Raw genomic sequence first — 12,487 nt, forward strand, 5'->3', positions numbered from 1 at the left:
CGTTCAGACGCTTACGCTCAAGTTATCCACAGGTGGTTCCACAGGCATTGTGGGTAACGCCCAGGGTTTAATGACAACCTGATGACGCCCACACCCGCTGGGCGCTGTGATGCAAGATGCCGTGGCGACGGGCCAGGGCGGGGCGGTCTTTGCTGTAACCGCCGCCGATCACGCCCATTACCGCAATATCACGGCCCAGGCAGTGGCGCATCACGCTTTCGTCGCGGGCGGCGACACCTGCGTCGGTCAGCTTCAGGTAGCCGAGGGCGTCGTCCTTGTGCACGTCAACGCCGGCGTCGTACAGCACCAGGTCCGGCTGGTAGAGCGGCAACAGGTAGTTGAGTGCGTCGTCCACCACCTTGAGGTAGTCGGCGTCCCCCATGCCCATGGGCAGCGGGATGTCCCAGTCGCTTTGGGCCTTGCGTGCCGGGAAGTTCTTTTCGCAATGCAGCGACACCGTGATCGCCTCCGGCGTGTCGTGGAGGATACGCGCGGTGCCGTCGCCCTGATGCACGTCGCAATCGAAGATCAACACGCGGTTGACCCGGCCGCTGGCCAGCAGGTAATGGCTGATCACCGCCAGGTCGTTGAAGATGCAAAAGCCCGCCGGGTAATCGTAATGGGCGTGATGGGTGCCGCCCGCCAAGTGGCAGGCCAGGCCGTGTTCCAATGCCTGCTCCGCCGCCAGTAGCGAGCCGCCGACCGCCCGCACGGTGCGCCGGGCCAGGGCTTCGCTCCAGGGCAGGCCGAGGCGCCGCTGGTCTTCACGGGACAACTCGCCGCTCATATAGCGCTCGATATATCCTCGGTCATGCGCCAGGGCCAGAATCTCGGGTGGGCACAGTTGCGGGCGCAGCAACTGGCGGTCTTCGGTCAGGCCGCTGTCGACCAGGTGGTCGCGCAGCAGGCGGAATTTGTCCATGGGGAACCGATGGTCCGCCGGGAACTCGGGGCTGTAGTCATCGTGATAGATCAATGGCAGGGGCATGGGATTTTCTGACGGGAACCTGCGACGCATCTTACCCGCGTTGTACACTCACGCACATGGCAAGGGAGGGGACCCATGGAGCCGATACTGGAATTGGAAAGCGCACGCCTGGTGCTGCGCCAATGGCGCGACAGCGACCTGCCGGAATTTGCGCGCATGTGCGCGGACCCGCAGGTGATGCGCTATTTCCCGGCTAAATTGAGCCACCTGGAAACGGCTGCGTTGATCGGGCGGATTCGCGGGCACTTTGCCGAGTACGGCTTTGGTTTTTGGGCCTTGCAGCGCAAGGACACTCGCGAGTTTATCGGCCTGACCGGGCTGCAGAATGTCAACTTCGAGGCTGACTTTACCCCGGCCGTGGAGATTGGCTGGCGCCTGGCCCGCGAACACTGGGGCCTGGGTTATGCCAGCGAGGCGGCTTGGACCGCCTTGCGTTGCGGCTTCGATCGTTTGCAGGTGGATGAGATCCTGGCTTTCACCACTGAGTCCAATCTGCCATCACAAAAAGTCATGCAGGCCATCGGTATGCATTACGATCCCCAGGCAGATTTTGAACACCCCAAGGTCGCAGCCGATGACCCGCTGCGCCATCATGTTTTGTATCGCATCACCCGCGCCCAATGGTTGGACACGCTGCACGGATAAGCAGACCGGAATGCCCCATAGATTGTAGGAGTTGCTCTATGAGCCAAGTATTGGAAGATCTGGTGGACCTGCTGACCCTGGAGCCGATCGAGGAAAACCTCTTTCGTGGCCGCAGCCAGGACCTGGGGTTTCGCCAACTATTCGGCGGCCAGGTGCTCGGCCAGTCGCTGTCGGCGGCCAGCCAGACCGTAGAAGACGCGCGGCATGTGCATTCCCTGCATGGCTATTTCCTGCGCCCGGGCGATGCCGCATTGCCGGTGGTGTACTCGGTGGACCGCGTACGTGACGGCGGCAGTTTCAGCACGCGCCGCGTCACCGCGATCCAGAAGGGCAACCCGATCTTCACCTGCAGCGCCTCGTTCCAATATGACGAGGAAGGTTTTACGCACCAGAGCACGATGCCTGTGGTGGTCGGCCCGGAAAACCTGCCCTCCGAGCTGGAACTGACCCAGCAACGCGCCCACCTGATCCCCGAGCACATGCGCGACAAGCTGCTGTGCCCCAAGCCGATCGAAGTGCGCCCGGTGACCGAGAAAGACCCGTTCAACCCGCAGCCGTCCGATCCGGTCAAGTACGTATGGTTTCGTGCCGACGGCGCCCTGGCCGACTTGCCCGCGCTGCATAAATACCTGCTGGCCTACGCCTCGGACTTCGGTCTGCTGACCACCTCGCTGCTACCCCACGGCAAGACCGTGTGGCAGAAAGATATGCAGGTAGCCAGCCTCGATCATGCGCTGTGGTTCCACGCGGACCTGCGTGCCGATGACTGGCTGCTTTACGCCATGGACAGCCCATGGGCGGGCAACTCCCGTGGTTTCTCCCGTGGCAGCGTGTACAACCGCGCCGGGCAGCTGGTGGCCTCGGTGACCCAGGAAGGCTTGATTCGTCATCGCAAGGATTGGGCATGAGCCTGGCGCATATCCAACATTGGGTCTTTGACATGGACGGCACCCTCACGGTGGCCGTGCATGATTTTGCGGCCATTCGCGTGGCCCTGGACATTCCGCCGGAGGACGACATCCTCACCCACCTGGCGGCGTTGCCGGCCGATGTGGCAGCGGCCAAGCATGCCTGGTTGCTAGAGCATGAGCGCGAGTTGGCGGTGGGCTCGGTTGCCGCGCCAGGCGCGGTGGAGCTGGTGCGCGAGCTGGCCGGGCGTGGTTATCGCCTGGGCATCCTGACCCGCAATGCGCGGGAGCTGGCGCATATCACCCTGGAGGCGATTGGCTTGGCGGACTGCTTTGCCGCCGAGGATGTATTAGGCCGTGATGATGCGCCGCCCAAACCAGACCCGGGCGGCTTGCTGAAGCTGGCGGCGGCCTGGGATGTTTCGCCGAGCCGGATGGTGATGGTGGGAGATTACCGCTTTGATCTGGATTGCGGCCGGGCGGCGGGAGCCCGGACGGTGTTGGTGAACTTGCCGGAGAACCCGTGGCCAGCGTTGGCGGATTGGCATGCCGCAGACTGTGTGGCATTGCGCCGGATGATCCAGGCCAGCCACTGAAAAAGCGAAGTGTGGGAGGGGGCAAGCCCTAATGCCTGTCAGTTAAGAGATAGAGCGGACGATGGATAACCTGTGGGAGGGGGCTTGCTCCCGATAGGCCGCGCAGCGGCCTCAAAAATGGGCCTGCTACGCAGTCCATCGGGAGCAAGCCCCCTCCCACATTTTGAGTTGGTTTATTCAGTGCTTACTGGGTAAACAGCACCTTCTCGCCCGCAGGCGAGGTGAACATCTTGTCGCCGTCATGGCCCACGCCCGGTACTTCCACCAGCTTATGGCTCAGTTGCGGATGGCGCGTCTTGAGGTAGTCAAAGTAGTTGTGCCCACGAACCAGCCGGTACGCGCCCTGGGTCTCGGCTTCGCAGCTTTTATCCAGGGCCGGGTGGTTCGGGTCGGTGTCCTGCTGGCCCAGCAGGTAGGTGATGTCGCGTGACACGTAAGCCTGCTCAAGCTGCTCGGCGCCCTGGCCTGTTGCGTAGGCGGGCAGGTGCTGCATGCCGTACTTCCATTCGTTGAAGCTTGGGCAACTGGCCACATCGAACTTCACTGGGCGCTGCGGGCTGAAATAGGCGTACGACGAGGGGTTCGCCACCACGTAACGCAGGCTGATGCCTTCGGTTTGCAGCAGCGGGTGATCGTGGCCGGTAAGGGCAAAACGCTGCACCACTTGGCCGCCGCCGGAGTGGCCGGCGACCACGATTTCTTTCAGCGCCGGGAACAGTTTGCGGTTGCCCAGGTGCTTGATGACCTGGTCCAGCGCACCGTAGGAGCTGAGTTGGCCCGGGCCGGTCGACAGTTCGCCGGCCATCCAGTCATTGCCGTGCCAGCGCAGCACCTGCTTATCCAGATGATTGCGTTGCACGTCCAGCTCGTTGAGAAACTGCGGTGCGATCACCAGGGTATGGCTGGCAACGCCTGCGTGTGCGGCGGCATCTTCGCCACTTTTGAGATAGGTCTGCGCATTGCGCAAGCGACCGTGCACGATGATCAGGGCACGGGTGACATCGGGCAGCGGCTGGCGCCAGTCCTGGCTCAGGCCCAGGCTCAGGTCACCCGCCTGCAGATGGAAACGCTCGGGGCTGACCACTTTGACGCCGTGCGCTTGCTCGGCGGCCCAGGCGCTGGTGGAACAGCTGATCATCAAGCCCAGCAGTAGACCCAGTCGTTGGTTCATTTAGAGGCTCTTGGCGGCAAAGGTATCGCATTGAGTGATCTGCCCCTCGGTAAAGCCGGTCTTGAACCAGCGCACGCGCTGTGCCGAGGTGCCGTGGGTAAACGAGTCCGGCACGACGCGCCCTTGACCCTGTTGCTGCAAACGGTCATCGCCAATGGCGTTGGCGGCGTTCAGTGCGGCTTCAATGTCGCCGGGCTCCAGCCAGTTCAGGCGTTTTTGCGCACGGTTGGCCCACACCCCGGCGAAGCAGTCGGCCTGCAGCTCCTGGCGTACCAGCAAACCGCCGTCACCTTGCATTTGCCGGCCTTGCTGGCGCGCGGCCTGGATCTTGGAGGAGATGCCCAGCAGTGTTTGCACATGGTGCCCGACTTCGTGGGCGATCACATACGCCTGGGCGAACTCGCCGGCAGCCTGGAAGCGTTGCGACATTTCCCGGAAGAAATCCAGGTCCAGATAGACTTGCTGGTCGGCCGGGCAGTAGAACGGGCCGCTGGCCGAGGTGGCGCTACCACACGCGGAGTTGACCCGGCCACGGAACAGAATCAGCTTGGGGTTTTTGTAGACCAGGCCATTTTCCTTGAATACCTGGCCCCAGGTGTCCTCAGTGTCGCCCAGGACCGCGCGCACGAAGTCAGCCTGTTGGTCGTTGGCCGGCGGGGCCTGGCGGGTTTGCGTGCTCACCGAGGGCGCTTGTTCCATCTGGCCGGTCAACTGGCCGAGGATCTGCAGCGGGTCCTGGCCGGTCAGCCAGCCTATGCCGACGATCAGCACAATCGCCGTGAGGCTCAGGCCCTTGCCGCCACCAAAGCGTATGCCTCCACCACCGCCGCCACTGTCATCGCGGGCATCCACCACGTTGTCGCTGCGTCGGCCTTTTTTCCATAGCATGGGGGCAATCCTCTCGGTAAACGGTCTTACATTAATTGGGAAAGAGTATGGCCGTTAATCGCGGCAATAACCTTCGCCGGTATCGACAATCAAGCAGTCCTTTTTATCCGCCAGCCATTTCAGGCCGGTGGCCTCGCCGTCGCCGGCGCTCAATTGCTGCGGGCCGTCGGGGCGGGTAAAGGTAATGCCGTCTTCGTTGGCTTCCCCTTTGAAGGTGCCGGCGTCGTCGTTATCCAGGCCGTATTTCATGGTTAGCAGGTAGTGCCCACGGCCGATGCTGTCGTCCTTGGCGATGGTCAGGCTCAAGCCTTCGACGCCGATCCACTTGCCGACCCATTTATCGGTCGGCGGGGTTGCCGGTACCAGCGTGGCCTGTACCGAGGCGGGAGCGGGTTTGGGCGCGGGCGTTGGCTCTTTATTGCAGGCGGTGAGCAGGGCAAGGGCAGGCAGAACAAAGAGTATTTTTTTCATAGCGACATGGCCTTGATCAAAAAGTGTGCAGCCCTTGGGCAAACGTGCTGCGTTGGACTCGAATACCGTGATTTAGTGCGCTGTTCGCACGGTGTTTGGTTATGCTCTTGGGGCAGACTCCGACCCGGCTGCTAGATTACCGGGTTGAGTGCTGCCATGTTCAGTGCTCAGCGTTCAGCCCGCCATGCAAGAGAATTCAATGACCGTCAGCACCCCCCTTTCCGGCGTCAACCGTCCCTTCAAAGGCATTTTGCTGATTGTGGTGGCGACCTTTCTGTTTTCCAGCCACGACGCCTTGTCCAAATACCTGGCCGGGTTCTATCCGATCGTGATGGTGGTGTGGGCGCGTTACCTGGTGCACACCCTGTTGATGGCCGGGATCTTCCTGCCGCAATCGGGCTTGCGGGTATTGCGCAGCAAACGGCCAGGGATGCAGGTGGTGCGCGCTTTGTGCCTGCTAGGCACCAGCCTGTTTTTCACCACGGCGCTGCATTACATCCCGTTGGCGGAAGCCACGGCGGTGAACTTCCTCGCGCCGATCCTGGTGACGGCGCTGTCCGTGCCGCTGCTCGGCGAGCATGTCACGCGTGGACAGTGGCTGGCGGTGATCTGCGGGTTTGTCGGCGTGCTGGTGATCATCCATCCGGGGGGCGAGTTGTTTACCCCGGCGGTGTTGCTGCCGCTGTGTTCGGCGCTGTTTTTCTGCTTCTACCAACTGCTCACGCGCATCCTCAGCCAATACGACACACCGACCACCAGCAACTTCTTCGCCGGCCTGTGCAATACCCTGGTGATGAGTGCCATGGTGCCGTTCTTCTGGCAAATCCCCACGCTATGGCACGCAGTGCTGATGCTGGCGCTGGGTACGTGCGGGATGACGGCGCACCTGCTGTTGACCCAGGCGTTCCGCTTCGCGGCGCCGGCCTTGCTGGCACCATTCGGCTATTGCCAGATCGTGTTCGCAGGGTTGTTGGGCTGGCTGGTGTTCAATCACACCCCGGACCTGACCACGGTGGTTGGGATCGGGGTGATCTGCATGAGCGGGCTGGCCGCTGCCTGGCAGCAGCGGCGCAGATAGTTCAGAGGGTGGTAGCTCAGACGTCTACGGTAGGAATCCTGCGCGGTGCCATGAAGTACATCCAGGTCAGGGCAATGAAGTACATCGCCGGGATCAGGGTGAACAGCACCGTGTAGTTGTTGTTCGTGACCGTGAGGATATGCCCGACGATCTGGGTCATGAACATGCCGCCGATCGCCGCGCACATGCCACCGAAACCGAACACCGTGCTCATCATGTGCTTGGGCGTGTAGTCCATCACCAGGCTCCAGATATTGGCGGTCCAGGCCTGGTGCGCGCCGATGGCCAGGGAAATGGCAAACACTGCGACCCACAGCTGGCTGGAACCGGCGGCCATGATCACACCGATGATGCAGCAGGCAAACAGCAGCATCGACAGCAACCGCGCCTTGATCGGGTTCATCCCGCGGCCGATCAGGAACGACGACAGAATGCCCCCACCCACACTGCCGAAGTCGGCGGTCAGGTAAATGATGATCAGCGGAATGCCCATCTGGGTCACGTTGATGCCCAGGTTGTATTGCTGGTTCAGGAACGGCGGCAGCCAGTACAGGTAGAACCAGAACACTGGTGCGGTCATCGCGTAGGCAAGGGCGAAGGCCCAGGTACCACGCATGCGCAGGATGCGGCTGAACGGGACGCGAGGTTGTTCCGGTTCGAGTTCCTGCTGTACGTAATCCAGTTCGGATTGTTTAACGGTGGGGTGGTCTTCCGGGTTGTAGTACTTCAGGCCCCAGCACACCAGCCAGATCCCGCCGAGTGCCGACATGCACAGGAACGCCGCCTGCCAGCCCCACACGTGCAGGATCAACGGCAGCAGCATCGGCGTCAGCATCGCACCGACGTTGGTGCCGGCGTTGAAGATGCCGGTGGCGACTGCGCGCTCACCCGCCGGGAACCACAGGCGCGTGGTCTTGACGCAGGCCGGATAGTTGGCGGCTTCGGTGATGCCGAGGATAAAACGGCAGACCATAAAGCCGAGCGCCGAGGTGGCCAGGCCGTGGGCGCCGGTGGCCAGGCTCCACAGCAAGACCGCGCAGAAGAACACGCGCTTGACGCCGATGCGGTCGATCAGCCGGCCTTGCAGTACAAAACCGATGGCATAACCCACCTGGAACCAGAAGTTGATGTTGGCGTAGTCCATCGCCGTCCAGCTCATTTCCTTGGCCAGGATCGGTTGCATCACGCCCAGGGCGGCGCGGTCGATGTAGTTCAGTGTGGTGGCGAAGAACACCAGGGCCAGCATGCCCCAGCGGGTTTTACCCACGGCCAGGGCGCCGCGGATCTTGTCGCCGATGCCGGCGTGCGGGTTGCCCGGGCGCGCGGCCAGGACGGAGTTTTGCGAAGGCATGAGGTGGTACCCGTTTTTGAAATTGTTATGGTGTGTGCTGGGCTTCTTTTTCGGGTGTAGCTGCGAGAACGATGGTGCGTAGCGGTTAAAAAATCGTCAATTCGCCAAAGGGGCTTAGTGTTCGATAATCGCACCAAAAACTAACCGGTTCGTACATTTTAATTGCTGCGTGTAGGCTGGGGGCGAATAATTTGCCACAAACAACAATTGCCGGGAGTCGCCCCATGCAACGTTCCATTGCCACCGTTTCCTTGAGCGGTACTCTGCCGGAAAAGCTTGAAGCCATTGCCGCCGCCGGGTTTGACGGGGTCGAGATCTTCGAGAATGACTTGTTGTATTACGACGGCAGCCCGCGGGAAGTCAGGCAAATGTGTGCCGACCTGGGCATTGCCATCACCTTGTTCCAGCCCTTCCGCGACTTCGAAGGCTGCCGCCGCGACCGCCTGGCGCGCAACCTTGAACGGGCCGAGCGCAAGTTCGACTTGATGCAGGAACTGGGCACCGACCTGGTGCTGGTGTGCAGTAATGCTTCGGCCGATTGCGTGGGCGATGAACGCATTTTGCTCGACGACTTGAGCCTGCTGGCCGAACACGCCGGGCGCCGTGGCCTGCGCATTGGTTATGAAGCGCTGGCCTGGGGCAAGCATGTCAACACCTGGCAGCAAGTGTGGAAACTGGTGCGCCAGGTCGATCACCCCAGCCTCGGCGTGCTGCTCGACAGCTTCCACACCTTGTCGCTCAAGGGCGACCCGAGCGCGATCGCGCAGATCCCCGGCGACAAGATCTTCTTTGTGCAAATGGCTGACGCGCCGATCCTGGCCATGGACGTGCTGGAGTGGAGCCGGCACTTCCGTTGCTTCCCCGGGCAGGGCGAATTCGACCTGGCGGGGTTCCTCGCACCGATCATCCAGAGCGGCTACACCGGGCCGTTATCCCTGGAGATCTTCAACGATGGTTTCCGCGCGGCACCCACCCGGGCGAATGCGGCAGACGGCTTGCGCTCGCTGCTGTACCTGGAAGAGAAAACCCGTGAACGCCTCCAGCAGCAAGCGCCTGCCCAGCCCGTCGATATCCTGTTCGATACCCCGCCCGCCAGCGAATACGGTGGCATCGAGTTCCTGGAGTTCGCCGTGGATGAAAACCTCGGGGCCAGGCTCACTCAATGGCTGGAGCGCCTGGGCTTCGTCAAGGCCGGGCAGCACCGTTCCAAGAGTGTGAGCCTGTTGCGCCAGGGGGATATCAACCTGATCCTCAACTGTGAGCCGTATTCCTTCGCGCACAATTTTTTCGAGGCCCATGGGCCATCGTTGTGTGCCACGGCGATTCGGGTCAAGGACAGTGCCAAGGCGATGGCACGGGCAGTGGCCTACAAAGGCCAGCCGTATCGCGGATTGGTGGGGCCCAACGAGCTGGAACTGGGCGCGGTTCGCGCACCGGATGGCAGCCTGATTTACCTGGTGGACCCAAGCGAAGGCGACTTGTACGACACTGATTTCAACCTGCAGCCGGCAGCGCTTTCCAGCGGCGGCCTGCTGCGCCTTGACCATATGGCGATGGCCTTGCCGGCCGACAGCCTCGACAGTTGGGTGCTGTTTTACAAGAGCCTGCTGGATTTCGAGGCCGATGACGAAGTGGTGTTGCCCGACCCTTACGGCCTGGTGAAAAGCCGTGCACTGCGTAGCCGTTGCAGCTCGATCCGTCTGCCGTTGAATATTTCTGAGAACCGCAACACCGCCATTTCCCATGCACTATCGAGCTATCGAGGCTCGGGGGTGCACCACATTGCGTTCGACTGCGCGGATATTTTCGCCGAGGTGAGCCGGGCGAAGGCGGCGGGTGTGCCGTTGCTGGATATCCCGCTCAACTACTATGACGACCTGGCGGCGCGGTTTGATTTCGACGATGAGTTCCTCAGCGAGTTGGCGTATTACAACGTGCTGTACGACCGCGACGCCCAGGGCGGTGAGTTGTTTCATGTGTACACCGAGGCGTTCGAAGGGCGGTTTTTCTTCGAGATTATCCAGCGCAAGAACGGTTACGCCGGCTATGGCGCGGCCAACGTGGCGGTACGTCTGGCGGCGATGGCCAAATCCCGTAGCGGCGCGGCGCGGCAGGCGCGTTTATAACGGCGTGTCGGGTGCTTCCTTCGGCGGGCGGCGCGGCCCATAATCACCGCCTGCATAACACTGGCCGTGAGCGCACCATGACCTCCGAAGCACCGCGCAAGAGTCGTAAGAACAATCCGGAAAAGACCCGCGAAAACATCCTTCAGGAAGCCATCGTCGAGTTCGTTCAACAGGGCCTGTCCGGCGCTCGCGTGGATGCGATCGCCGAGCGCATCCACACTTCCAAACGCATGATCTATTACTACTTCGGCAGTAAGGAGCAGCTCTACGTCGAAGTACTGGAGAAGCTCTACGGCGACATCCGTAATACCGAAACCCGTATGAACCTCACCGCGCTGGAGCCCCGTGAAGCGATCCGGCGCCTGGTGGAGTTCACCTTTGATCACCACGACCAGAACGTGGATTTCGTGCGTATCGTCAGCATCGAGAATATCCACAACGCCGAATACGTGAAGCGTTCGGATGCGATCAAGGCGATGAACAGCAACATCCTTGAAGCGCTGGGCGCCACTTTGCGTCGGGGGGCCGAGATGGGGCTGTTCCGCGAGGGGCTGGAGCCGTTGGACGTGCACCTGCTGATCAACTCTTTCAGCTTTTACCGGGTGTCCAACCGCCATACGTTCAGTGAGATTTTTCAGATCGAGCTGTCGGACGAGGCGATCAAGCAGCGCCACCGCGAGATGATTTGTGATTCGGTGATGCGTTACTTGCAGGCCTAAGGCTGAAACAGGACCCATGTGGGAGGGGGCTTGCTCCCGATAGCGTTGTGCCAGTCAGCAGTTTTTCGACTGACTTGCCGCTATCGGGAGCAAGCCCCCTCCCACAGGTTAACCATCGTCCGCGCTATCGCTTAACTGACTGGCATTAGGGCAAGCCGCTCCCACATTGGGATTTTTTTGCCGGTCAGGTATTCATGCTCTGGAAGTGCGCCAACATGCGGTCGGCGTCTGGCGCCTTGCCACTGAACAACTCAAACGCCTTCACCGCCTGAAACACCGCCATGTTGCCGCCATCCAGGGTGCGGCAACCCAAGGCGCGGGCGTCGCGCAGCAGTTCGGTTTCCAGGGGGAAGTACACAATTTCCGCGACCCATAATTCAGCCCGCAACAGCGCGGGCGGCACCGGCGTGCCCGGCAGTTTGTCCATGCCCATCGGTGTGGTGTTGACCAACCCATCGGCTTCGGCCATGGCGCTTTCCAAGTGGCTGCCGACCTGGGCACGCCCGCTGCCGAAACGCTGCGCAAGGTTATCGACAAGGTCGCGGGCGCGGCTGATCTCCACGTCAAAAATACTCAAGTGCTGTACGCCTTCGGCCAACAGTGCGTGGGCCACGGCCGCTCCCGCACCGCCGGCCCCCATCTGAACCACGCGTTGGCGCGCGACATCATTGAAGTTGCGCCGAAACCCTTCGGCAAACCCCAGGCAGTCTGTGTTGTGGCCGATGCGCTTGCCGGCCTTGAATACCACGGTGTTGACCGCGCCGATGCCTCGGGCTTCGTCGGAGAGTTCATCGAGCAACGGCAGGATCGCCTGCTTGCACGGGTAGGTAATGTTCAGCCCGGTGAAGTGCATCAACTCGGCGGCGCGCAGCAGCTCGGGCAGGGCGTTGATATCCAGGTGCAGCGGTGCAAGATCGATCAGGCGATACAGGTAACGCAGGCCTTGGGCGTCACCTTCCTGCTCATGCAGCGCCGGGGTGCGGGAGGCCTGGATGCCCGAGCCGATCAGGCCGGCGAGGATGCGCGGTTTCATCGGGTCGATCCTTTTAGCAACTGGCTGAAGTGGCTCAGGGCCAAGTGGTAGCCGTGGCTGCCGAAGCCGGCCAGCACTGCGGTGGCGACCGGCGATACAAAGGAGTGATGCCGAAACGCCTCACGCGCATGCACATTGGATAAGTGCACTTCGATCACCGGCACTTCACTGGCCACCAGTGCGTCACGAATCGCGACCGAGGTGTGGGTCCAGGCGGCCGGGTTGATCACGATCCCGGCGCAACGGGCGCGGGCGCCGTGGATCCAGTCGAGCAGTTCGCCTTCGTGGTTGGTCTGGCGAAACTCCAGTTTCAACCCCAGTTGTTCAGCGCTGCGGCCACACAGGGCAGCGATGTCGGCCAGGGTTTCATGGCCGTAGGTGGCCGGCTCACGGGTGCCGAGCAGATTGAGATTGGGGCCGTTGAGCACCAGGATGAGGGGCGGCATGGGGTGTCTCCACAATTATTGTTCGTTGTGGAGGTAAAATGTACTGAATGGTTAATTTGGTCAATCG

At 61.6% G+C, this 12,487-nt stretch carries 13 protein-coding genes; 6 read left to right on the forward strand and 7 right to left on the reverse strand.

Features of this window, described 5'->3' with window-relative positions; translation table 11 throughout:
* Positions 1–67: 67 nt before the first annotated feature.
* A complete protein-coding gene (locus tag ACQRBV_RS26840; protein WP_060752338.1) occupies positions 68–988 on the reverse strand; it encodes a histone deacetylase family protein in 921 nt (306 codons plus the stop codon).
* A 75-nt stretch (positions 989–1,063) separates the two neighbouring features.
* Between ACQRBV_RS26840 and ACQRBV_RS26845 the strand changes: the two genes are divergently transcribed.
* From ACQRBV_RS26845 to ACQRBV_RS26855, 3 genes are read left to right on the forward strand one after another with little or no spacing between them, the layout of a single operon-like run.
* Positions 1,064–1,633 (forward strand): GNAT family N-acetyltransferase, encoded by a 570-nt coding sequence (locus ACQRBV_RS26845; RefSeq protein ID WP_060752337.1) that lies wholly within the window; start codon positions 1,064–1,066, stop codon positions 1,631–1,633.
* A gap of 38 nt (positions 1,634–1,671) precedes the next feature.
* Positions 1,672–2,541 carry an acyl-CoA thioesterase II gene (gene tesB, locus ACQRBV_RS26850; RefSeq protein ID WP_060752336.1) on the forward strand — a complete coding sequence of 290 codons (870 nt, stop codon included), beginning with the start codon at positions 1,672–1,674 and terminating at the stop codon, positions 2,539–2,541.
* A complete protein-coding gene (locus ACQRBV_RS26855; RefSeq protein WP_244385040.1) occupies positions 2,538–3,137 on the forward strand; it encodes an HAD family hydrolase in 600 nt (199 codons plus the stop codon). Before tesB ends, ACQRBV_RS26855 begins: the two co-directional genes overlap by 4 nt.
* 184 nt (positions 3,138–3,321) lie before the next feature.
* On the opposite strand, the gene ACQRBV_RS26860 is transcribed toward ACQRBV_RS26855, so the two are convergent.
* From ACQRBV_RS26860 to ACQRBV_RS26870, 3 genes are read right to left on the reverse strand one after another with little or no spacing between them, the layout of a single operon-like run.
* The gene (locus ACQRBV_RS26860) at positions 3,322–4,308 is read right to left on the reverse strand and encodes an alpha/beta hydrolase (RefSeq protein ID WP_411985811.1); all 987 of its coding nucleotides are present in this window, start codon (positions 4,306–4,308) and stop codon (positions 3,322–3,324) included.
* Positions 4,309–5,196, reverse strand: coding sequence for a KPN_02809 family neutral zinc metallopeptidase (gene ypfJ, locus ACQRBV_RS26865; protein ID WP_411985810.1), 888 nt, complete (start codon positions 5,194–5,196; stop codon positions 4,309–4,311).
* A 54-nt stretch (positions 5,197–5,250) separates the two neighbouring features.
* On the reverse strand, positions 5,251–5,667 hold the full coding sequence (locus ACQRBV_RS26870; protein WP_060752332.1) for a membrane lipoprotein lipid attachment site-containing protein: 417 nt from the start codon (positions 5,665–5,667) through the stop codon (positions 5,251–5,253).
* Positions 5,668–5,866: 199 nt separating this feature from the next.
* Here ACQRBV_RS26870 and ACQRBV_RS26875 point away from each other — a divergent pair, with 199 nt between their 5' ends.
* Positions 5,867–6,745, forward strand: a complete 879-nt coding sequence (locus ACQRBV_RS26875) for a DMT family transporter (RefSeq protein ID WP_090365694.1) — start codon at positions 5,867–5,869, stop codon at positions 6,743–6,745.
* Between the two features lie 16 nt (positions 6,746–6,761).
* Here ACQRBV_RS26875 and ACQRBV_RS26880 read toward each other — a convergent pair whose 3' ends face one another.
* On the reverse strand, positions 6,762–8,096 hold the full coding sequence (locus ACQRBV_RS26880) for an MFS transporter (RefSeq protein ID WP_060752330.1): 1,335 nt from the start codon (positions 8,094–8,096) through the stop codon (positions 6,762–6,764).
* 224 nt (positions 8,097–8,320) lie between these two features.
* Between ACQRBV_RS26880 and quiC the strand changes: the two genes are divergently transcribed.
* Together quiC and ACQRBV_RS26890 are read left to right on the forward strand one after the other, a co-directional pair.
* Positions 8,321–10,222 carry a 3-dehydroshikimate dehydratase QuiC gene (gene quiC / locus ACQRBV_RS26885; RefSeq protein ID WP_411985809.1) on the forward strand — a complete coding sequence of 634 codons (1,902 nt, stop codon included), beginning with the start codon at positions 8,321–8,323 and terminating at the stop codon, positions 10,220–10,222.
* A gap of 77 nt (positions 10,223–10,299) precedes the next feature.
* Positions 10,300–10,941, forward strand: coding sequence for a TetR/AcrR family transcriptional regulator (locus tag ACQRBV_RS26890; protein WP_060752328.1), 642 nt, complete (start codon positions 10,300–10,302; stop codon positions 10,939–10,941).
* Between the two features lie 184 nt (positions 10,942–11,125).
* On the opposite strand, the gene ACQRBV_RS26895 is transcribed toward ACQRBV_RS26890, so the two are convergent.
* Together ACQRBV_RS26895 and aroQ are read right to left on the reverse strand one after the other, a co-directional pair.
* Entirely contained in the window at positions 11,126–11,974 is an 849-nt protein-coding gene (locus ACQRBV_RS26895) for a shikimate dehydrogenase (RefSeq protein ID WP_411985808.1), read from the reverse strand.
* On the reverse strand, positions 11,971–12,420 hold the full coding sequence (aroQ, locus tag ACQRBV_RS26900) for a type II 3-dehydroquinate dehydratase (protein WP_060752326.1): 450 nt from the start codon (positions 12,418–12,420) through the stop codon (positions 11,971–11,973). Before aroQ ends, ACQRBV_RS26895 begins: the two co-directional genes overlap by 4 nt.
* Positions 12,421–12,487 lie beyond the last annotated feature (67 nt).

Source organism: Pseudomonas sp. R11F (assembly GCF_050312575.1).
Taxonomy (GTDB): Bacteria; Pseudomonadota; Gammaproteobacteria; order Pseudomonadales; family Pseudomonadaceae; genus Aquipseudomonas; species Aquipseudomonas palleroniana.

Excerpts from the sequence above, each read along its gene's own strand:
- ACQRBV_RS26875 (WP_090365694.1), top strand. The coding sequence starts at position 5,867 with ATGACCGTCAGCACCCCCCTTTCCGGCGTCAACCGTCCCTTCAAAGGC.
- ACQRBV_RS26890 (WP_060752328.1), top strand. The coding sequence starts at position 10,300 with ATGACCTCCGAAGCACCGCGCAAGAGTCGTAAGAACAATCCGGAAAAG.
- aroQ (WP_060752326.1), bottom strand. The coding sequence starts at position 12,420 with ATGCCGCCCCTCATCCTGGTGCTCAACGGCCCCAATCTCAATCTGCTC.
- tesB (WP_060752336.1), top strand. The coding sequence starts at position 1,672 with ATGAGCCAAGTATTGGAAGATCTGGTGGACCTGCTGACCCTGGAGCCG.
- quiC (WP_411985809.1), top strand. The coding sequence starts at position 8,321 with ATGCAACGTTCCATTGCCACCGTTTCCTTGAGCGGTACTCTGCCGGAA.
- ACQRBV_RS26895 (WP_411985808.1), bottom strand. The coding sequence starts at position 11,974 with ATGAAACCGCGCATCCTCGCCGGCCTGATCGGCTCGGGCATCCAGGCC.
- ACQRBV_RS26860 (WP_411985811.1), bottom strand. The coding sequence starts at position 4,308 with ATGAACCAACGACTGGGTCTACTGCTGGGCTTGATGATCAGCTGTTCC.
- ACQRBV_RS26870 (WP_060752332.1), bottom strand. The coding sequence starts at position 5,667 with ATGAAAAAAATACTCTTTGTTCTGCCTGCCCTTGCCCTGCTCACCGCC.
- ACQRBV_RS26840 (WP_060752338.1), bottom strand. The coding sequence starts at position 988 with ATGCCCCTGCCATTGATCTATCACGATGACTACAGCCCCGAGTTCCCG.
- ypfJ (WP_411985810.1), bottom strand. The coding sequence starts at position 5,196 with ATGCTATGGAAAAAAGGCCGACGCAGCGACAACGTGGTGGATGCCCGC.
- ACQRBV_RS26855 (WP_244385040.1), top strand. The coding sequence starts at position 2,538 with ATGAGCCTGGCGCATATCCAACATTGGGTCTTTGACATGGACGGCACC.
- ACQRBV_RS26845 (WP_060752337.1), top strand. The coding sequence starts at position 1,064 with ATGGAGCCGATACTGGAATTGGAAAGCGCACGCCTGGTGCTGCGCCAA.
- ACQRBV_RS26880 (WP_060752330.1), bottom strand. The coding sequence starts at position 8,096 with ATGCCTTCGCAAAACTCCGTCCTGGCCGCGCGCCCGGGCAACCCGCAC.